General features: G+C 70.0%; 12 protein-coding genes. 5 read left to right on the forward strand and 7 right to left on the reverse strand.

Features of this window, described 5'->3' with window-relative positions; translation table 11 throughout:
• Positions 1-3: 3 nt before the first annotated feature.
• From OG507_RS06830 to OG507_RS06845, 4 genes are all read left to right on the forward strand, one after another.
• Positions 4-1,032: an NAD-dependent epimerase/dehydratase family protein gene (locus OG507_RS06830; protein WP_327366240.1), complete on the forward strand. Its 1,029-nt coding sequence runs from the start codon at positions 4-6 to the stop codon at positions 1,030-1,032.
• Positions 1,033-1,040: 8 nt separating this feature from the next.
• Entirely contained in the window at positions 1,041-2,096 is a 1,056-nt protein-coding gene (locus OG507_RS06835; RefSeq protein ID WP_327366241.1) for a dihydrodipicolinate synthase family protein, read from the forward strand.
• Positions 2,080-3,102 (forward strand): hydroxyacid dehydrogenase, encoded by a 1,023-nt coding sequence (locus tag OG507_RS06840; protein WP_327366242.1) that lies wholly within the window; start codon positions 2,080-2,082, stop codon positions 3,100-3,102. The genes OG507_RS06835 and OG507_RS06840 overlap by 17 nt, the downstream gene beginning before the upstream one ends.
• Before the next feature lie 62 nt (positions 3,103-3,164).
• Positions 3,165-4,013: a fumarylacetoacetate hydrolase family protein gene (locus OG507_RS06845; RefSeq protein ID WP_327366243.1), complete on the forward strand. Its 849-nt coding sequence runs from the start codon at positions 3,165-3,167 to the stop codon at positions 4,011-4,013.
• A gap of 13 nt (positions 4,014-4,026) precedes the next feature.
• Here OG507_RS06845 and OG507_RS06850 read toward each other — a convergent pair whose 3' ends face one another.
• The 5 genes from OG507_RS06850 to OG507_RS06870 form a co-directional block, all read right to left on the reverse strand.
• Positions 4,027-5,718: a flavin monoamine oxidase family protein gene (locus OG507_RS06850; RefSeq protein WP_327366244.1), complete on the reverse strand. Its 1,692-nt coding sequence runs from the start codon at positions 5,716-5,718 to the stop codon at positions 4,027-4,029.
• Positions 5,719-5,768: 50 nt separating this feature from the next.
• Positions 5,769-6,566: a carbon-nitrogen hydrolase family protein gene (locus tag OG507_RS06855; protein WP_327366245.1), complete on the reverse strand. Its 798-nt coding sequence runs from the start codon at positions 6,564-6,566 to the stop codon at positions 5,769-5,771.
• A 207-nt stretch (positions 6,567-6,773) separates the two neighbouring features.
• Entirely contained in the window at positions 6,774-7,229 is a 456-nt protein-coding gene (locus OG507_RS06860; protein ID WP_327366246.1) for an Lrp/AsnC family transcriptional regulator, read from the reverse strand.
• 116 nt (positions 7,230-7,345) lie between these two features.
• Positions 7,346-8,803 carry an aldehyde dehydrogenase family protein gene (locus OG507_RS06865; protein ID WP_327366247.1) on the reverse strand — a complete coding sequence of 486 codons (1,458 nt, stop codon included), beginning with the start codon at positions 8,801-8,803 and terminating at the stop codon, positions 7,346-7,348.
• 214 nt (positions 8,804-9,017) lie between these two features.
• Positions 9,018-10,484, reverse strand: coding sequence for a GuaB1 family IMP dehydrogenase-related protein (locus tag OG507_RS06870; RefSeq protein WP_327366248.1), 1,467 nt, complete (start codon positions 10,482-10,484; stop codon positions 9,018-9,020).
• Between the two features lie 305 nt (positions 10,485-10,789).
• Between OG507_RS06870 and OG507_RS06875 the strand changes: the two genes are divergently transcribed.
• Complete coding sequence (locus OG507_RS06875; protein WP_327371882.1) at positions 10,790-11,812, forward strand: terpene synthase family protein; 1,023 nt, start codon at positions 10,790-10,792, stop codon at positions 11,810-11,812.
• Between the two features lie 79 nt (positions 11,813-11,891).
• Here the strand turns inward: OG507_RS06875 and OG507_RS06880 are convergent, their stop codons facing one another.
• Positions 11,892-12,908: a sugar-binding transcriptional regulator gene (locus OG507_RS06880; protein WP_327371883.1), complete on the reverse strand. Its 1,017-nt coding sequence runs from the start codon at positions 12,906-12,908 to the stop codon at positions 11,892-11,894.
• A 152-nt stretch (positions 12,909-13,060) separates the two neighbouring features.
• Positions 13,061-13,744, reverse strand: a complete 684-nt coding sequence (gene rpe, locus OG507_RS06885; RefSeq protein WP_327366249.1) for a ribulose-phosphate 3-epimerase — start codon at positions 13,742-13,744, stop codon at positions 13,061-13,063.
• Positions 13,745-13,852 lie beyond the last annotated feature (108 nt).

Below are 13,852 nucleotides of genomic sequence, written 5' to 3' on the forward strand. Positions count from 1 at the left end.
GGAATGTTCACCGATGAGGCCGCTCTGGAAGAGCGGCTCGCCACCCCCTCCCCCGCGCTCGTCGCCGACCTCGGCCGCCTCGAAGGCGATCTGCTGGTGCTCGGCGCCGGCGGCAAGATGGGCCCCAGCCTCTGCCGGCTGGCCCGGCGGGCGCTGGACGCGGCGGACCGTACGGATGTAACCGTGTACGCGGTCTCCCGCTGGTCCGACAGGTCCGCCGCCGACGCGCTGGAGGCCGCCGGGGTCTCCACCGTCGCCTTCGACCTGATGGACCCGGCCGCCGATCCGGCCGAACTGCCGGACGCGGGAAACATCGTCTTCATGGTCGGTGCCAAGTTCGGTTCCGCCGGGGCGCCTTCGCACGCCTGGGCGGTGAACGCCGCACTGCCGGACCGGGTGGTGCGCCGCTGGCCCGAGGCGCGGATCGCCGCGTTCTCCACCGGCAATGTGTATCCACTGGTGCCGGTCTCCTGCGGCGGCTGCACCGAGTCCGACCCGGTCGGCCCGGTCGGCGAGTACGCCATGTCGTGCCTCGGCCGCGAGCGGATCTTCGGCCATGCGGCACTGACCCGTGGCACCAGGGTCGCCAACATCCGCCTCAACTACGCGGTGGATCTGCGCTACGGCGTCCTCGCCGACATCGCATACCGCGTACAGGCGGGCGAACCCGTCGATGTGACGACCGGTCATGCCAACGTGGTGTGGCAGGGGTACGCCAATGAGGTCGCCCTGCGCTCCTTGCTGCACGCCACCGACGGCGAGGCGTTCACCCTCAACCTCACCGGTCCGGAGACCGCCTCGGTGCGCCGCATCGCCCGCTGGTTCGGTGAGGAGTTCGACCGCGAGCCGGTCCTCGCGGGCGAGGAGGCGCCCACCGCGCTGCTCTCCGACGCGAGCCGCTGCCACGCCCTCTTCGGCTACCCGGACGTCGCCCTGCGCACCCTCGTCGAGTGGCAGGCCGACTGGCTGCGCCGCGGGCTGCCACTGTCCGGCAAGCCCACCAAGTTCCAGGTCCGTGACGGAAGGTTCTGATCCACTCCATGTCCATTCCCTCCCTCCTGTCCACCCCCGCACTGGACCTGCTCGCCCGCGGTGCGGTGATTCCCGCGCATCCGCTCGCCCTGCACGCCGACGGCTCCTTCGACGAGCGGCGGCAGCGGGCGCTGACCCGCTACTACCTCGCCTCGGGCGCAGGCGGGGTGGCCGTCGCCGTACACACCACCCAGTTCGAGATCCGCGAGCCGCAGGTCGGTCTGTTCCGGCCGGTGCTGGAGATCGCCGCCGAGACGATCGACGCCGAGGCCGGCCGTCCGTTCATCAAGGTCGCCGGAGTCTGCGGATACACGGCTCAGGCCGTCGGAGAGGCCGAGACCGCCGCCGCGCTCGGCTATGACGCCGTGCTGCTCAGCCCGGCCGTGCCCGGTGCGGACGAGAAGGGTCTGCTGGAGCGGGCGCGGGCGGTCGGCGAGGTGCTGCCGGTGATCGGCTTCTATCTCCAGGAGGCCGTCGGCGGACGCTACTTGTCGCCGGGCTTCTGGTCCGCGTTCGCCGATCTGCCGAGCACGGTCGCGGTGAAGATCGCCCCGTTCGACCGGTACCGCACCGCCGATGTCGTACGGGCGGTGGCCGCCGCGGACCGGGCCGGCGAGGTGGCGCTGTACACCGGCAACGACGACGACATCATCGGTGATCTGCTCACCCCGTACGCGACGGCGGGCGGCACACCGCGCTGGTTCGCGGGCGGCCTCCTCGGCCAGTGGGCCGTGTGGACGAGTTCCGCGGTGACACTCCTCGACGACATACGCAGGGCGCGCGGCGGGGATCACGAGGCGATGGTGCGCTGCCTGGCGCGCCGCTGCGAGCTGACCGATGCCAACAGCGCGGTCTTCGATGTGCGCGGGGCGTTCCGCGGCTGCATCGCCGGGGTGCACGAAGTGCTGCACCGCCAGGGCCTGTTGGCGAACATCCGGTGCCTGGATCCGGCCGAGACGCTCTCTCCCGGACAGGCCGAGGAGATCAGCCGGGTGGCCGCGGCCTACCCTTGGCTGACCGATGACGCCTTCGTTGCGGAGCACCTCGATGACTGGCTCTCCTGATCCTGGCGACCGCTCCCGGGTGGTCGTCGCCGTACCGCCGGGCCTGCGGGCCCAGTTCTTCACCGCCGAGGTGTGGCGGGAGCTGGAGCGGGCGGCGGAGCTGACGGTCCTGGACGACCACGCCGACCGGGCGGCGGTGGCCGCGGCGCTGCCCGGCGCCCGCGCGCTGATCACCGCCTGGCGGGCGCCCAGGGTGGATGCCGGACTCCTGGCGTCGGCGGACCGGTTGGAGCTGGTGGCACACACCGGATCGGCGGTCGCGCCGTACGTCACCGAGGAGGTGTTCCGTCGGGGCATCCTCGTCACCCAGGCGGGTGACGAGATGGCCCGCCCGGTCGCCGAGGTGGCTCTCGCCTTCACGCTCTCGCTGCTCCACCGCATCCAGCGCTTCGACCACGCGCTGCGCGGCGGGCTGGAGTGGGCGGCGGCGAGCGAGGCCCCGCCGCGCCATGAGATCCACGGCAGCGAGATCGGCGTGATCGGCGCGTCCCGCACCGGACGCGCCTACATCGCCCTGGTGCGGGCGATGGGGGCGCGGGTCAGCGTCACCGACCCGTGTCTGTCCGCGGCGGACGCCGAGGCGCTCGGCGTGAGTTCCGTGCCGCTTCGGACCCTGCTGTCGCGCAGCAGGATCGTGGCCGTGCACGCGCCGGTCACCGAGGAGACCCACCACATGCTCGGCGCCCAGGAGCTGGCGCTGATGCCGGACGGGGCGGGTCTGGTGAACACGGCCAGGTCGTGGCTGGTCGACGAGGACGCGCTCCTGGCCGAACTGGCGTCGGGCCGCCTGGACGCGGCGATCGATGTCTTCGACGCCGAGCCGCTGCCCGCCGGTCATCCCTTCCGCTCCCTGCCGAATGTGCTGCTCACCCCGCACCAGGCGGCGGGCAGTGTCGAATGCCGGCAGCGGCTCGGCAGGAGCGCCGTCGACGAGGTGCTGCGACTGCTCGCCGGACGCCCCCCGGTCCACGCCGTCACCGCCGACGCCCTCGCCCGGCTGCACTAGCGCCTCGGAGGGCCCCGCCCCGCCCTCCCCGACCCCCGTACCCGTCAGGAGATTCGACCGTCATGCGACTGATGCGCATCGGCGAGCCGGGCCATGAGCGCCCCGTTGCCGTCTGCCCCGAGGGCCGTCACCACGACCTGTCCGACATCACCCACGACATCGACGGCGCGTTCCTCGCCGCGCTCGCCGGCAATCCGCGCCTGATCCCGGCCGAGCCGGCCCTCCCCGGGATCGACATCACCGGTCAGCGGATCGGCGCCCCGGTGGCCCGCCCCTCCGCCCTGCTCTGCATCGGCCAGAACTACGCCGCCCATGCGGCGGAGTCGGGCGCCGAGCCGCCCGAGCGGCCGATCCTCTTCTACAAGTCGCCGAACACGATCGTCGGCCCGTACGACGACGTACTGATCCCGCGCGGCTCCAGGAAGATGGACTGGGAGGTGGAGCTGGCCGTCGTCATCGGCCGCCGCGCCTCCTACCTGGACTCCCCCGCCGACGCCGCCGCGCACATCGCGGGCTATGCCGTCAGCAACGACGTCTCCGAGCGCGCGTTCCAGCTGGAGGAGTCGGGCGGCCAGTGGTCCAAGGGCAAGAGCTGCGCCACGTTCAACCCTCTGGGCCCGGTGCTGGTGACGGCCGACGAGGTCGGTGACCCGCAGCGGCTGCGGCTGCGCAGTCATGTGAACGGGGAGCCGCGGCAGGACTCCAGCACCGCGGACATGATCTTCAGCGTGGCGCATCTGGTGCACCATCTGTCGCAGTATCTGGTGCTGGATCCGGGCGACATCATCAACACCGGCACCCCGCAGGGGGTGGCCCTGTCCGGCCGCTTCCCCTACCTGGGACCGGACGATGTGATGGAGACCGAGATCGCGGGCCTGGGCCGGCAGCGCAACGTCTGCCGGCCCGCCTGACCCCGAACGGGCCTCAGTCCTCCGGCAGTTCGACCGGGGCGATCTCGTCGAAGACATCGCCGGGGCCGGGGTTCGTCGCATCGGTCGCACCGCCGAACTGGGCCATCACACCCCACACAGCATTCAGCGCGGTCTGTACGGCGCCCTCGGCCCATCCGGCCGTCCAGGAGATGTCGTCGCCCGCGAGGAACAGACCCCGCCGGTCGGCGGGCAGCCGGTCCTGCATGAAGTGGGTGAACAGCCGCCGCTGGTAGCGGTAGTGACCCGGCAGATTGGCCTTGAACGCACCCATGAACCAGGGCTCGTTCTCCCACGAGACCGTCACCGGGTTACCGATGATGTGCTTTCTGATGTCGACGTCCGGGTATATCTCGCCGAGCGACTTGAGCATGACGTCCATGCGCTCGTTCGGGGAGAGCGGCAGCCACTTCAGGCTGTCGTCGCACCAGGTGTACGAGAGGCAGATGACGGCGGGCCTGTCGGGCCCGTCGTCCAGGAGATAAGTCCCCCGGGTCATCCGGTCGGTGAGGGTCATCGACATGGTGTCCCGCCCGGTGGTCTCGTCCTTGTCGAGCCAGAACGGCCGGTCGACGGGGACGAAGAGCTTGGACGACTCCATGTAGTGGGTGCGCTCCATCGCCGTCCAGTGGTCGATCGGGAAGAGCGCGTCGTCGCAGTCGATCTTCGAGAGCAGCAGCCAGGACTGCCCGGTGAAGATCGCGGCGGGGTAGGTGCGGATGTCTCCGGTGGCGTCGGTGACGGTGATCCGGTTTCCTGCGGTGCGGTGCAGCCGGGTCACGGCGGGGCGCGGCTCGCCGTCGTGCAGCGAGGACAGCGAGGTGCCGAGCGGCCAGTGGACGATCTTCTGCGGTTCGCGGTCCCAGAGCCGCAGCGGGAGCTGCTGGCTGCCGCCGACGATGCCCCGGTGGTGGTCGTCCGCCTCGGTGTAGACGACGCGCAGGATCTCCAGGATGGAGTTGGGGAAGTCGGTGTCCCAGCCGCCGGTGCCGAAGCCGACCTGGCCGAAGATCTCACGGTGCCGGAAGGACTTGAAGGCGTCGGAGTCGCAGAGGAATCCGTAGAAGGTCTGGTTGTCGAGCCTCTGGACGAGCTTCGCCCAGATCTCCCGGATGCGCGGGACGTCGCGCTCGCGCATCGCCCGGTTCATGTCGGAGAAGTCCGCACCCTCCTCCAGACACCGGTTCCAGGCGTCCATCACATCGCGGTAGACCTGCGGCAGATCGGCGATGGTCTCCGCGTAGTGCGACTCGCCCTTGAGGTCGACGACGGTCGACGGGGTGGCCGGGGAGAGCGGGTTGGGGAACGGCTTCGTCTCCAGACCGACCAGATCGATGTAGTGCTGGAGCGCGGTGGAGGACGGCGGGAAGCGCATCGCGCCCATCTCCGCGCTGAGCTGCGGGTCGCAGCCCTCGAATCCGACGGTACGCAGCCGGCCGCCGATCTCGTCGGCCTCGTAGACGACGGGCTTGAGCCCCATCTTCATCAGCTCGTACGCGGCGACGATCCCGGAGAGCCCGCCACCGATGACGGCGACCTCGCTGCCGTGCTCGGTCGCCGGTATCTGCCCGATCCCCGCGGGGTGCGCCAGGAAGTCGTCGTACGCGTAGGGGAAGTCCGGCCCGAACATGGTGATGGGCTCGGCGGCGTCGGTGTGCTGGACGGCATTGGGCACCGTGGACGTCATGGGGTACGGACTCCTTGCACGAAAAAAGGTGGGACGAGGGGGTGGCGGGCTCAGACGAGGGAGCCGTACAGACCGGGGCGACGGTCGTGCAGATACGGGTTGGCGGCGCGCGACGCGCTCAGGAACTCGGGGTCGACCGTGCCGATGACCAGTTCCTCACCGCGTCCTGCGCGGGTGCGGACGGTACCGTCGGGACCGGCCAGGCAGCTCAGCCCGATGAATTCGAACTCGCCCTCCGGGCCAGTCCTGTTGACGTACGCGACGTACATCTGGCTCTCGAAGGCACGGACCGGCACGACGGACTCGGCGACGAACTGGAAGGGGTGCATCTGCGCGGTGGGCACCAGGAGCAGATCGGTGCCCGCGAGGGCGTGCGAGCGGACGTTCTCCGGGAACTCGACGTCGTAGCAGATCATGATCCCGATGCGTACGCCGTCCAGCTCGGCCTGGACGACGGTCTGCTCGCCCGGGGTGAACCACTCCTGCTCGAAGCAGCCGAAGAGATGGGTCTTGCGGTAGTTCGCGAGCGCCGCCCCGTCCGGCCCGATGAGCTGGGCGGCGTTGAAGATCTGCTCGCCCGCACGCTCCGGGTAACCGTAGAGCACCGCGAGCCCGTGCCGTGCGGCGATCTCGGCGACGGCCCGGGCAGAGGGCCCGTCGGCCGGCTCGGCCAGCCGGGGCACATCCGTTCCGATCGCGTAGCCGGTCAGGAACAGCTCGGGGCAGACCAGCAGCCGGACCCCGGCATCCGCGGCCCGCCGCGCGGCCTCGTCGAGCGCCTTGATGTTCTCGTCCACATGCCCGGGTCGTCCGGAGCTCTGGAGCAGGGCGGTACGCAACGGCGGCATGGCTGACCTCGGGCGGTGCGGGCGGGGCGGGGACGTAACGACGGTACGGTCCGCCACCGGAACCGGACAAGGCGCGACCGTTGCGCGTCCACCGTCGATCCATTGCGCCCCGACGCCCGGAGACGGCGATTCATTGCGCACCGCATATCAGCAGGCCAGAAAGGTGACCCCCATCTCACCCACCCACGGCGACCACCCGGCCCTCCCCTACTCCGGCGACCCCGACGAATACCGCCGCAACAGCGGCGAAAGCACCAGCACGGACTTCGTCCGCTCCACATACGGCTCACCGGCAATCCGTTCGAGCACCTGCTCGAAGTGACGCATGTCCGCGGCGAAGACCTGCACGATCGCATCGGCCTCCCCCGTCACAGTGGACGCCGAAGCGATCTCCGGATACCGCGCAAGCCCCTGCTTGATCGCCTCCGGCGACGTATTGCGGCTGCAGTAGATCTCGATGTACCCCTCGGTCTCCCACCCCAGCGCCGCCGGGTCCACCCGCACCGTGAAGCCCGTGATCGCGCCCTCGGCGCGCAGCCGGTCCACGCGGCGTTTCACGGCGGGGGCGGACAGGCCGATGATCGCGCCGATGTCCGCGTAGGAGCGTCGGGCGTCTTCGGCGAGGGCGTGGACGATGCGTTCGTCGAGGTCGTTCAGGCGCACTTCGGGCGGTTCACTTCTCTGCGATGGCCGACGTCGGGGGCGGCAGGGTGCCGCCCCCGAAGTAGACCATGGCCCCGCCCGGCCGGGCGCGCACGCTCACCGCGTGCGGCGACGGGTCAGAACGGGAACTGCGACCTGCCGTGCTGCACCGAGATCCACTTCTGCGTGGTGAAGGCCTCGACCATCGACTCGCCGTTCAGCCGGCCGAGGCCCGAGCTCTTCTCGCCGCCGAAGGGGACGATGGGCTCGTCGTGGACCGTGCCGTCGTTGATGTGGATCATGCCGGTGTGGATGCGCTGCCCGACCCGTACGCCGCGCTCGATGTCGCCCGTGTGCACCGCACCGCTCAGGCCGTACGGGGTGTCGTTGGCGATCCGTACCGCCTCGTCCTCACCGTCGAACGGCACGAGGAGCGCGACCGGCCCGAAGATCTCCTGGGACAGTACGGGGGAATCGGCGGCCAGCCCGGTCAGCACGGACGGGCTCACCAGATTGCCGTCGGCCCGCCCGTGCAGCAGGGCCGTCGCACCGGCCTCGACGGCCTGGTCGACGAGCGAGGAAATCGCGTCCGCCTGCGAGGAGTTGATCAGCGGGCCGATCACGGTCTGCGGGTCGGCGGGGTCACCGACCCGCAACGAGGCGACCTTGGCGACGAACTTCTCGGTGAACTCCTTCTCCACCGCCCGGTCGACCAGGATGCGGTTCGCGGCCATGCAGACCTGGCCCTGGTGCACGTACCGGCTGAAGACGGCCGCGTCCACGGCGTAGTCCAGATCGGCGTCGTCGAGGACGATGAGCGCGCTGTTGCCGCCGAGTTCGAGAACGGCACGCTTGAGGTGCGCCGCGCACACCGTGGCGACGTGCCGTCCCACCTTGTCCGAACCGGTGAAGGAGATGACCTGCGGAATGGGGTGCTCCAGCAGTGCGTCACCGATCTCGGCGATGTCGGTGACCACGACGTTCAGGAGCCCGGCCGGCAGCCCGGCCTCCTCGAACACCTTCGCCACCAGCGTGCCGCCGCAGACCGGGGTGTTCTGGTGCGGCTTGAGCACCACGGCGTTGCCGAGCGCCAGGGCGGGCGCGACCGACTTCAGGGACAGCAGGAAGGGGAAGTTGAAAGGGCTGATGACACCGACGACGCCGACGGGCACCCGGTAGACGCGGTTCTCCTTGCCCTCGGTCGGCGAGGGCAGGATCTGTCCGGTGGGCCGCAGCGCGAGCTGGATCGCCTCCCGCAGGAACTCCTTGGCGAGGTGCAGCTCGAAGGCCGCCTTCAGCCGGGTGCCGCCCAGCTCCGCGACGATCGCGTCGCTGATCTCGGGCTCGCGCTCCTCGACGACGCGCAGCGCCCGCTCCAGTACCTGCCGACGGGCGTACGGGTTGGTGTCGCCCCACGCCCGCTGGGCGGCCTCGGCGGACTTGTACGCCCCGTCCACCTCCTCGGCCGTGGCGACGGTGATCGAGGCGAGCTTCTCCCCGCTGTACGGGTTGAAGTCGATGATGTCCCAGGAGCCCTTGCCCGGCCTCCACTCTCCGTCGATGTACTGATGGGCCAGGTCGGTGAAGAAGGACATGAGATCCCTTACCGCAGAGAGGCGGGCAGCTGATTGCGCTTCATATTACTTACATTTCAATGGGGTTGAAGCGGATCACCAGGGTATCCGGAGGCAGGAACCGGACATCCTCGACGCCCCGCGACTACGCCCGGACGCACCGGCGCCCCTCACGGCACGAAAGGCCGTGAGGGGCAACGGTATTGCAGGGTCACCGGACTGCGGGACTGCGGGATCAACTCCAGCTGGCGTGCAGCGGCTTGCCCTCGGCGTAACCGGCGGCGCTCTGCACCCCGACGACCGCTTTCTCGGCGAACTCCTCCAGGGAGGCCGCGCCGGCATAGGTGCAGGAGGAGCGGACGCCCGCGATGATCGAGTCGATCAGGTCCTCGACGCCGGGCCGGGTGGGGTCGAGAAACATCCGCGAGGTGGAGATGCCCTCCTCGAAGAGCGCCTTGCGGGCGCGGTCGTACGCCGACTCGTCCGACGTGCGGTTCTTCACGGCGCGCGCGGACGCCATGCCGAAGGACTCCTTGTAGAAGCGGCCGTCGGCGGACTGCTGGAGGTCGCCGGGCGACTCGTACGTACCGGCGAACCAGGAGCCGATCATCACGTTGGACGCGCCCGCGGCGAGCGCCATGGCGACATCGCGCGGGTGCCGGACACCGCCGTCGGCCCAGACGTGCTTGCCGTACTTCTTCGCCTCGGCGGCGCACTCCAGGACGGCGGAGAACTGCGGCCGGCCGACGCCGGTCATCATCCGGGTGGTGCACATGGCGCCGGGGCCGACACCGACCTTGATGATGTCCGCACCGGCCTCGATGAGGTCGCGCACACCCTCGGCGGCGACGATGTTGCCCGCGACGATCGGCACCTGCGGGTCGAGCGCCCGGACCGCCCGGACCGCGCTGATCATGGATTCCTGGTGACCGTGGGCGGTGTCCACGACGAGCGTGTCGACGCCCGCGTCGAGGAGCTGCTTGGCCTTGCCCGCGACATCGCCGTTGATCCCCACGGCGGCGGCGATCCGCAGCTTGCCGGCGGCGTCGGTGGCGGGGGTGTACAGAGTGGCGCGCAGTGCGCCCTTTCGGGTGAGGATGCCGACGAGCCGGCCGTCCGCGTCGACCGCGGGGGCGAGCTTGCGGTGGGCGCCGTCGAGCTTGTTGAACGCGTCGCGCGGGTCGATGTCCGCGTCGAGCAGCACCAGGTCCCTGGACATGACCTCGGAGAGCTGGGTGAAGCGGTCGACGCCGGTCAGGTCGTGGTCGGTGACGACACCGAGGGGCCGGTGCTCCTCGTCGACGACGACGCCCGCGCCGTGCGCACGCTTCGGCAGCAGGGACAGGGCGTCGGCGACCGTCTGGCCGGGGGCCAGCACGATCGGGGTGTCGAGCACGAGGTGGCGCGTTTTCACCCAGGAGACGACATCGGTGACGACATCGATCGGGATGTCCTGAGGGATGACGACGAGCCCGCCGCGGCGGGCGATGGTTTCGGCCATCCGGCGGCCCGCGATGGCCGTCATGTTCGCCACGACGAGCGGGATGGTGGTGCCGCTGCCGTCGGGCGAGGAGAGATCGACACCCTGGCGGGAACCGACCGCCGAACGGCCCGGAACCATGAAGACATCGTCGTACGTGAGGTCGTACGGGACCGAGGGGGAGTCTGTGTAGCGACCAGTACCGGGCTCAAGAAAACGCATAACGCTCATTTTTTCATAGGAAACGGAGCAGGTCGCCTCCACGAAGGCACAGCAAACGACTCCCGCGTTCATATGTTCCTACAAGAGAGCGGACGGGAGTCCCGGGCAAGTGGAACCCGCCTTGCCCACGGACCCTACCCCCACGCCATCCGAATCATTCGCGATCATCTTCCCTGGACCTGGTGACAAGGGGTCAGGTAGCTTCAAATCCGCAGGTCCCGTGGGTCCCGAATACACCCCGGAGGAATAGGCGGATGGTCACAACTTCCGTGACACGTACGACCGGAGAGGATCACGACCCACCCGTGGAGAGCGAACTGCCGGACATCTACTGCCCGTTCCCCCAGCGGACAAATCCGCACGTCGGGCACACCCGGGTCCACCTGGACACATGGACCCGCAACACCGGTCTGGTACACCGTGATTCGGCCAGGGAGCGCTTCGAGCAGGCAGACTTCGGGGCCTTCGTCGGCATGGTGTATCCGACCGCCGACAGCAGGAATCTCGACCTCGTCGCCGACTGGTTCGTATGGCTGTTTCTCGTCGACGATCAGCTCGACGACGGACAGCTCGGGCGCAGCCCGGAGCGGGTGCGGGACGTGGTCGCGGTGATGCGTTCCGTGATCGAGGGCGCGGGTACCGGCCATCTGGCGGACGAGGAGCTCCCCGCCGCAGTGGTCGCCCTGGTCGATCTATGGGAACGGACGACACCGACCGCGGCCGCACACTGGCGCACCCGGTTCGGCTGGCACCTCACCACGTATCTCACGACGGCCACCACGTGGGAGGCCGGTAACCGGGAGGCGGGGGTGGTGCCGTCCGAGGAGACGTACATCGCCAAGCGGCGCCACACCGGTGCGATACACGTCTGCATGGACCTGATAGAGATCGTGGCCGGGATCGAGGCCCCCGAGTCGATCCACAACGACGCCCGGTTCATCACCGCGCTGGAGGCGTCGTGCAATGTCGTGTGCTGGGCCAATGACGTGTACTCGTACGAGAAGGAGCAGGTGCTCGGCGAGATCCACAATCTCGTCCATCTGGTCCGGCACCACCGCGGCTACGGCAAGCAGCGGGCGCTTGAACACGTCTGCGCGGAGATCGCCACGGAGACGGAGCGGTTCCTCACTGCCGAGGCCGAGCTGCTGGCCGCGTACCCGCAGCTGTCGTGGATGCTCGCGCCGTATCTGGACGGGATGCGCAGCTGGATGCGCGGCAACCTGGACTGGTCACGGCAGACCCCCCGCTACAACCCGGCCGACGTGAGCCAGTACGAGGAACCGGAGGAGTACCTGGAGGCAACGGTCCTGGGCATGGCCCAGGACTGAACCACCGCGGGCCGGACACCGCCCGGGCAGCGCTCCCGCTGTCCGGGCCGTTCACTGCGCCGCCCGCACCGGCGTCCGCTCAGTTCCCGTCCGGGTCCGCCCGCTCCAGCGCCGGCCGACGCGGCGCCGCCGACTCGGTCAGCAGATACTCGGCCGCCGCGGTGTCCGTCACCAGGCTGGTGACGAGCCCGGACCGCAGCACCGCCCCGATCGCCGCGGCCTTCCGCTGGCCGCCGGCGATCGCCACCACCTCGGGGATCCGGCGCAGCCGGTCGGCCTCGACCGTGATGCACCGCTCCCCCAGGTCCCGGCCGACCCGCCGGCCCTCCGTGTCGAAGAGGTGCGCGGACATCTCGGCGGCGACGCCGAGCGAGGCGTAGTGCGCCCGCTCTTCGTCCGTGAGCATGTCGTGGACGGTGGAGATGCCGGGCTCCCAGGAGCCGATGGACACCGCGGCCACCGTGACCTTGTCGAAGTACTCGAAGGCGCGGGCGATACCGGTCTGGTGGCGCAGCGCGGCGGCCGTGGCCGGGTCGGGCAGCAGCATCGGCGCATAGATCGGGTGGGCCTCGCCACCGGCCACCTGGGCGGCCCGCCGGACCGCCTCGACCGAGCCGCGCTCGGCCGTACCGGCGTCGTACACCCCGGTGAGCTGCACGACCGTGCACGGCGGCAGCCGGTCCAGAGCCGCCGCCATGTGAATGGTGGAGCGGCCCCAGGCCAGGCCGAGCACATCGCCCTCGTTCACCAGTTCACCGAGGAGATCGGCCGCGACCTCACCCAGGTTCTCCGGGTCGGGCGCGTCGTCCTGCTCCTCGGCAGGGGACTCGACGACGACCGCGTGACGCAGCCCGTAGCGGGCCCGGAGCGCGTCGGAGCGCTCGGCGTCCAGCTCGGCGGGGACGCGGATCTCGATCCGTACGAGGTCGCGCTCAAGAGCCGTCTCCAGGACCCGGGCCACCTTGAAGCGGCTGACGCCGAACTCCTCGGCGATCTGGATCTTCGACTTTCCTTCGAGGTAGAAGCGGCGGGCCATGGCCGCCGCCTGCACCAGCTCCGCGGGCCCCATCCGCAGGGCGGACCGTCCCGCCGACATTGCAGACACCGCGATCTCCTCACTGCTGTTCACACTCTCGATACGCCGTTCATCCTGTCAGATCCGGCGCCCCTTGATCGGTCCCGTCGGACCGCGTTCATCTGCCCTTGGCCGGACCGACCCGCAACCGGAGGCCGGTGTGGGTTCCGGCTTCAGTGGCGGCACGCCCAGGCCGCCGACGCGGTGGCCCCCTCCGCCTTGGCCCGCAGCGCCCGCACCGCCTCGGCCGGGTCCTCGGCCCCGTACACCGCCGAACCCGCGACGAACACATCCGCACCGGCCTCGGCGCACCGCTCGATCGTGGACTCGGAGACGCCGCCGTCGATCTGGAGCCACAGTTCGAGGCCGTGCTTGGAGATCAGCTCACGGGTGCGGCGGATCTTCGGCAGCATGATGTCGAGGAAGGCCTGGCCGCCGAAGCCCGGCTCCACCGTCATGATCAGCAGCATGTCGAGCTCGGGGAGCAGGTCCTCGTACGGCTCGATGGGCGTCGCGGGCTTGAGCGCCATGGAGGCACGCGCGCCCTTGGCCCGGATCTCCCGCGCCAGCCGTACGGGGGCCGCCGCGGCCTCCACGTGGAAGGTGACGGAACCGGCGCCCGCGTCGACGTACTGCGGCGCCCAGCGGTCCGGGTCCTCGATCATCAGATGGCAGTCCAGCGGGGTGTCCGTCGCCCGGCTGAGCGATTCCACGATGGGCACGCCGAGGGTCAGATTGGGCACAAAGTGGTTGTCCATGACATCGACATGGAGCCAGTCGGCGCCTTCGACCGCCTTCGCCTCCTCGGCGAGACGGGCGAAATCGGCGGACAGGATGCTGGGGTTGATCTGGGCCATGTGCCAAGCGTGCCATGTTCCGCGCCACTTCCCCGCCCCGGTGCGGGCCAAAGCCTCACGGGATCATTACGGTTCGCCGATTCCGGGCCTCAGCGACCTCGCGATCCG

The organism is Streptomyces sp. NBC_01217, from assembly GCF_035994185.1.
Classification (GTDB): domain Bacteria; phylum Actinomycetota; class Actinomycetes; order Streptomycetales; family Streptomycetaceae; genus Streptomyces.

Excerpts from the sequence above, each read along its gene's own strand:
- OG507_RS06830 (WP_327366240.1), top strand. The coding sequence starts at position 4 with ATGTTCACCGATGAGGCCGCTCTGGAAGAGCGGCTCGCCACCCCCTCC.
- OG507_RS06835 (WP_327366241.1), top strand. The coding sequence starts at position 1,041 with ATGTCCATTCCCTCCCTCCTGTCCACCCCCGCACTGGACCTGCTCGCC.
- OG507_RS06840 (WP_327366242.1), top strand. The coding sequence starts at position 2,080 with ATGACTGGCTCTCCTGATCCTGGCGACCGCTCCCGGGTGGTCGTCGCC.
- OG507_RS06845 (WP_327366243.1), top strand. The coding sequence starts at position 3,165 with ATGCGACTGATGCGCATCGGCGAGCCGGGCCATGAGCGCCCCGTTGCC.
- OG507_RS06850 (WP_327366244.1), bottom strand. The coding sequence starts at position 5,718 with ATGACGTCCACGGTGCCCAATGCCGTCCAGCACACCGACGCCGCCGAG.
- OG507_RS06855 (WP_327366245.1), bottom strand. The coding sequence starts at position 6,566 with ATGCCGCCGTTGCGTACCGCCCTGCTCCAGAGCTCCGGACGACCCGGG.
- OG507_RS06865 (WP_327366247.1), bottom strand. The coding sequence starts at position 8,803 with ATGTCCTTCTTCACCGACCTGGCCCATCAGTACATCGACGGAGAGTGG.
- OG507_RS06870 (WP_327366248.1), bottom strand. The coding sequence starts at position 10,484 with ATGCGTTTTCTTGAGCCCGGTACTGGTCGCTACACAGACTCCCCCTCG.
- OG507_RS06880 (WP_327371883.1), bottom strand. The coding sequence starts at position 12,908 with ATGTCGGCGGGACGGTCCGCCCTGCGGATGGGGCCCGCGGAGCTGGTG.
- rpe (WP_327366249.1), bottom strand. The coding sequence starts at position 13,744 with ATGGCCCAGATCAACCCCAGCATCCTGTCCGCCGATTTCGCCCGTCTC.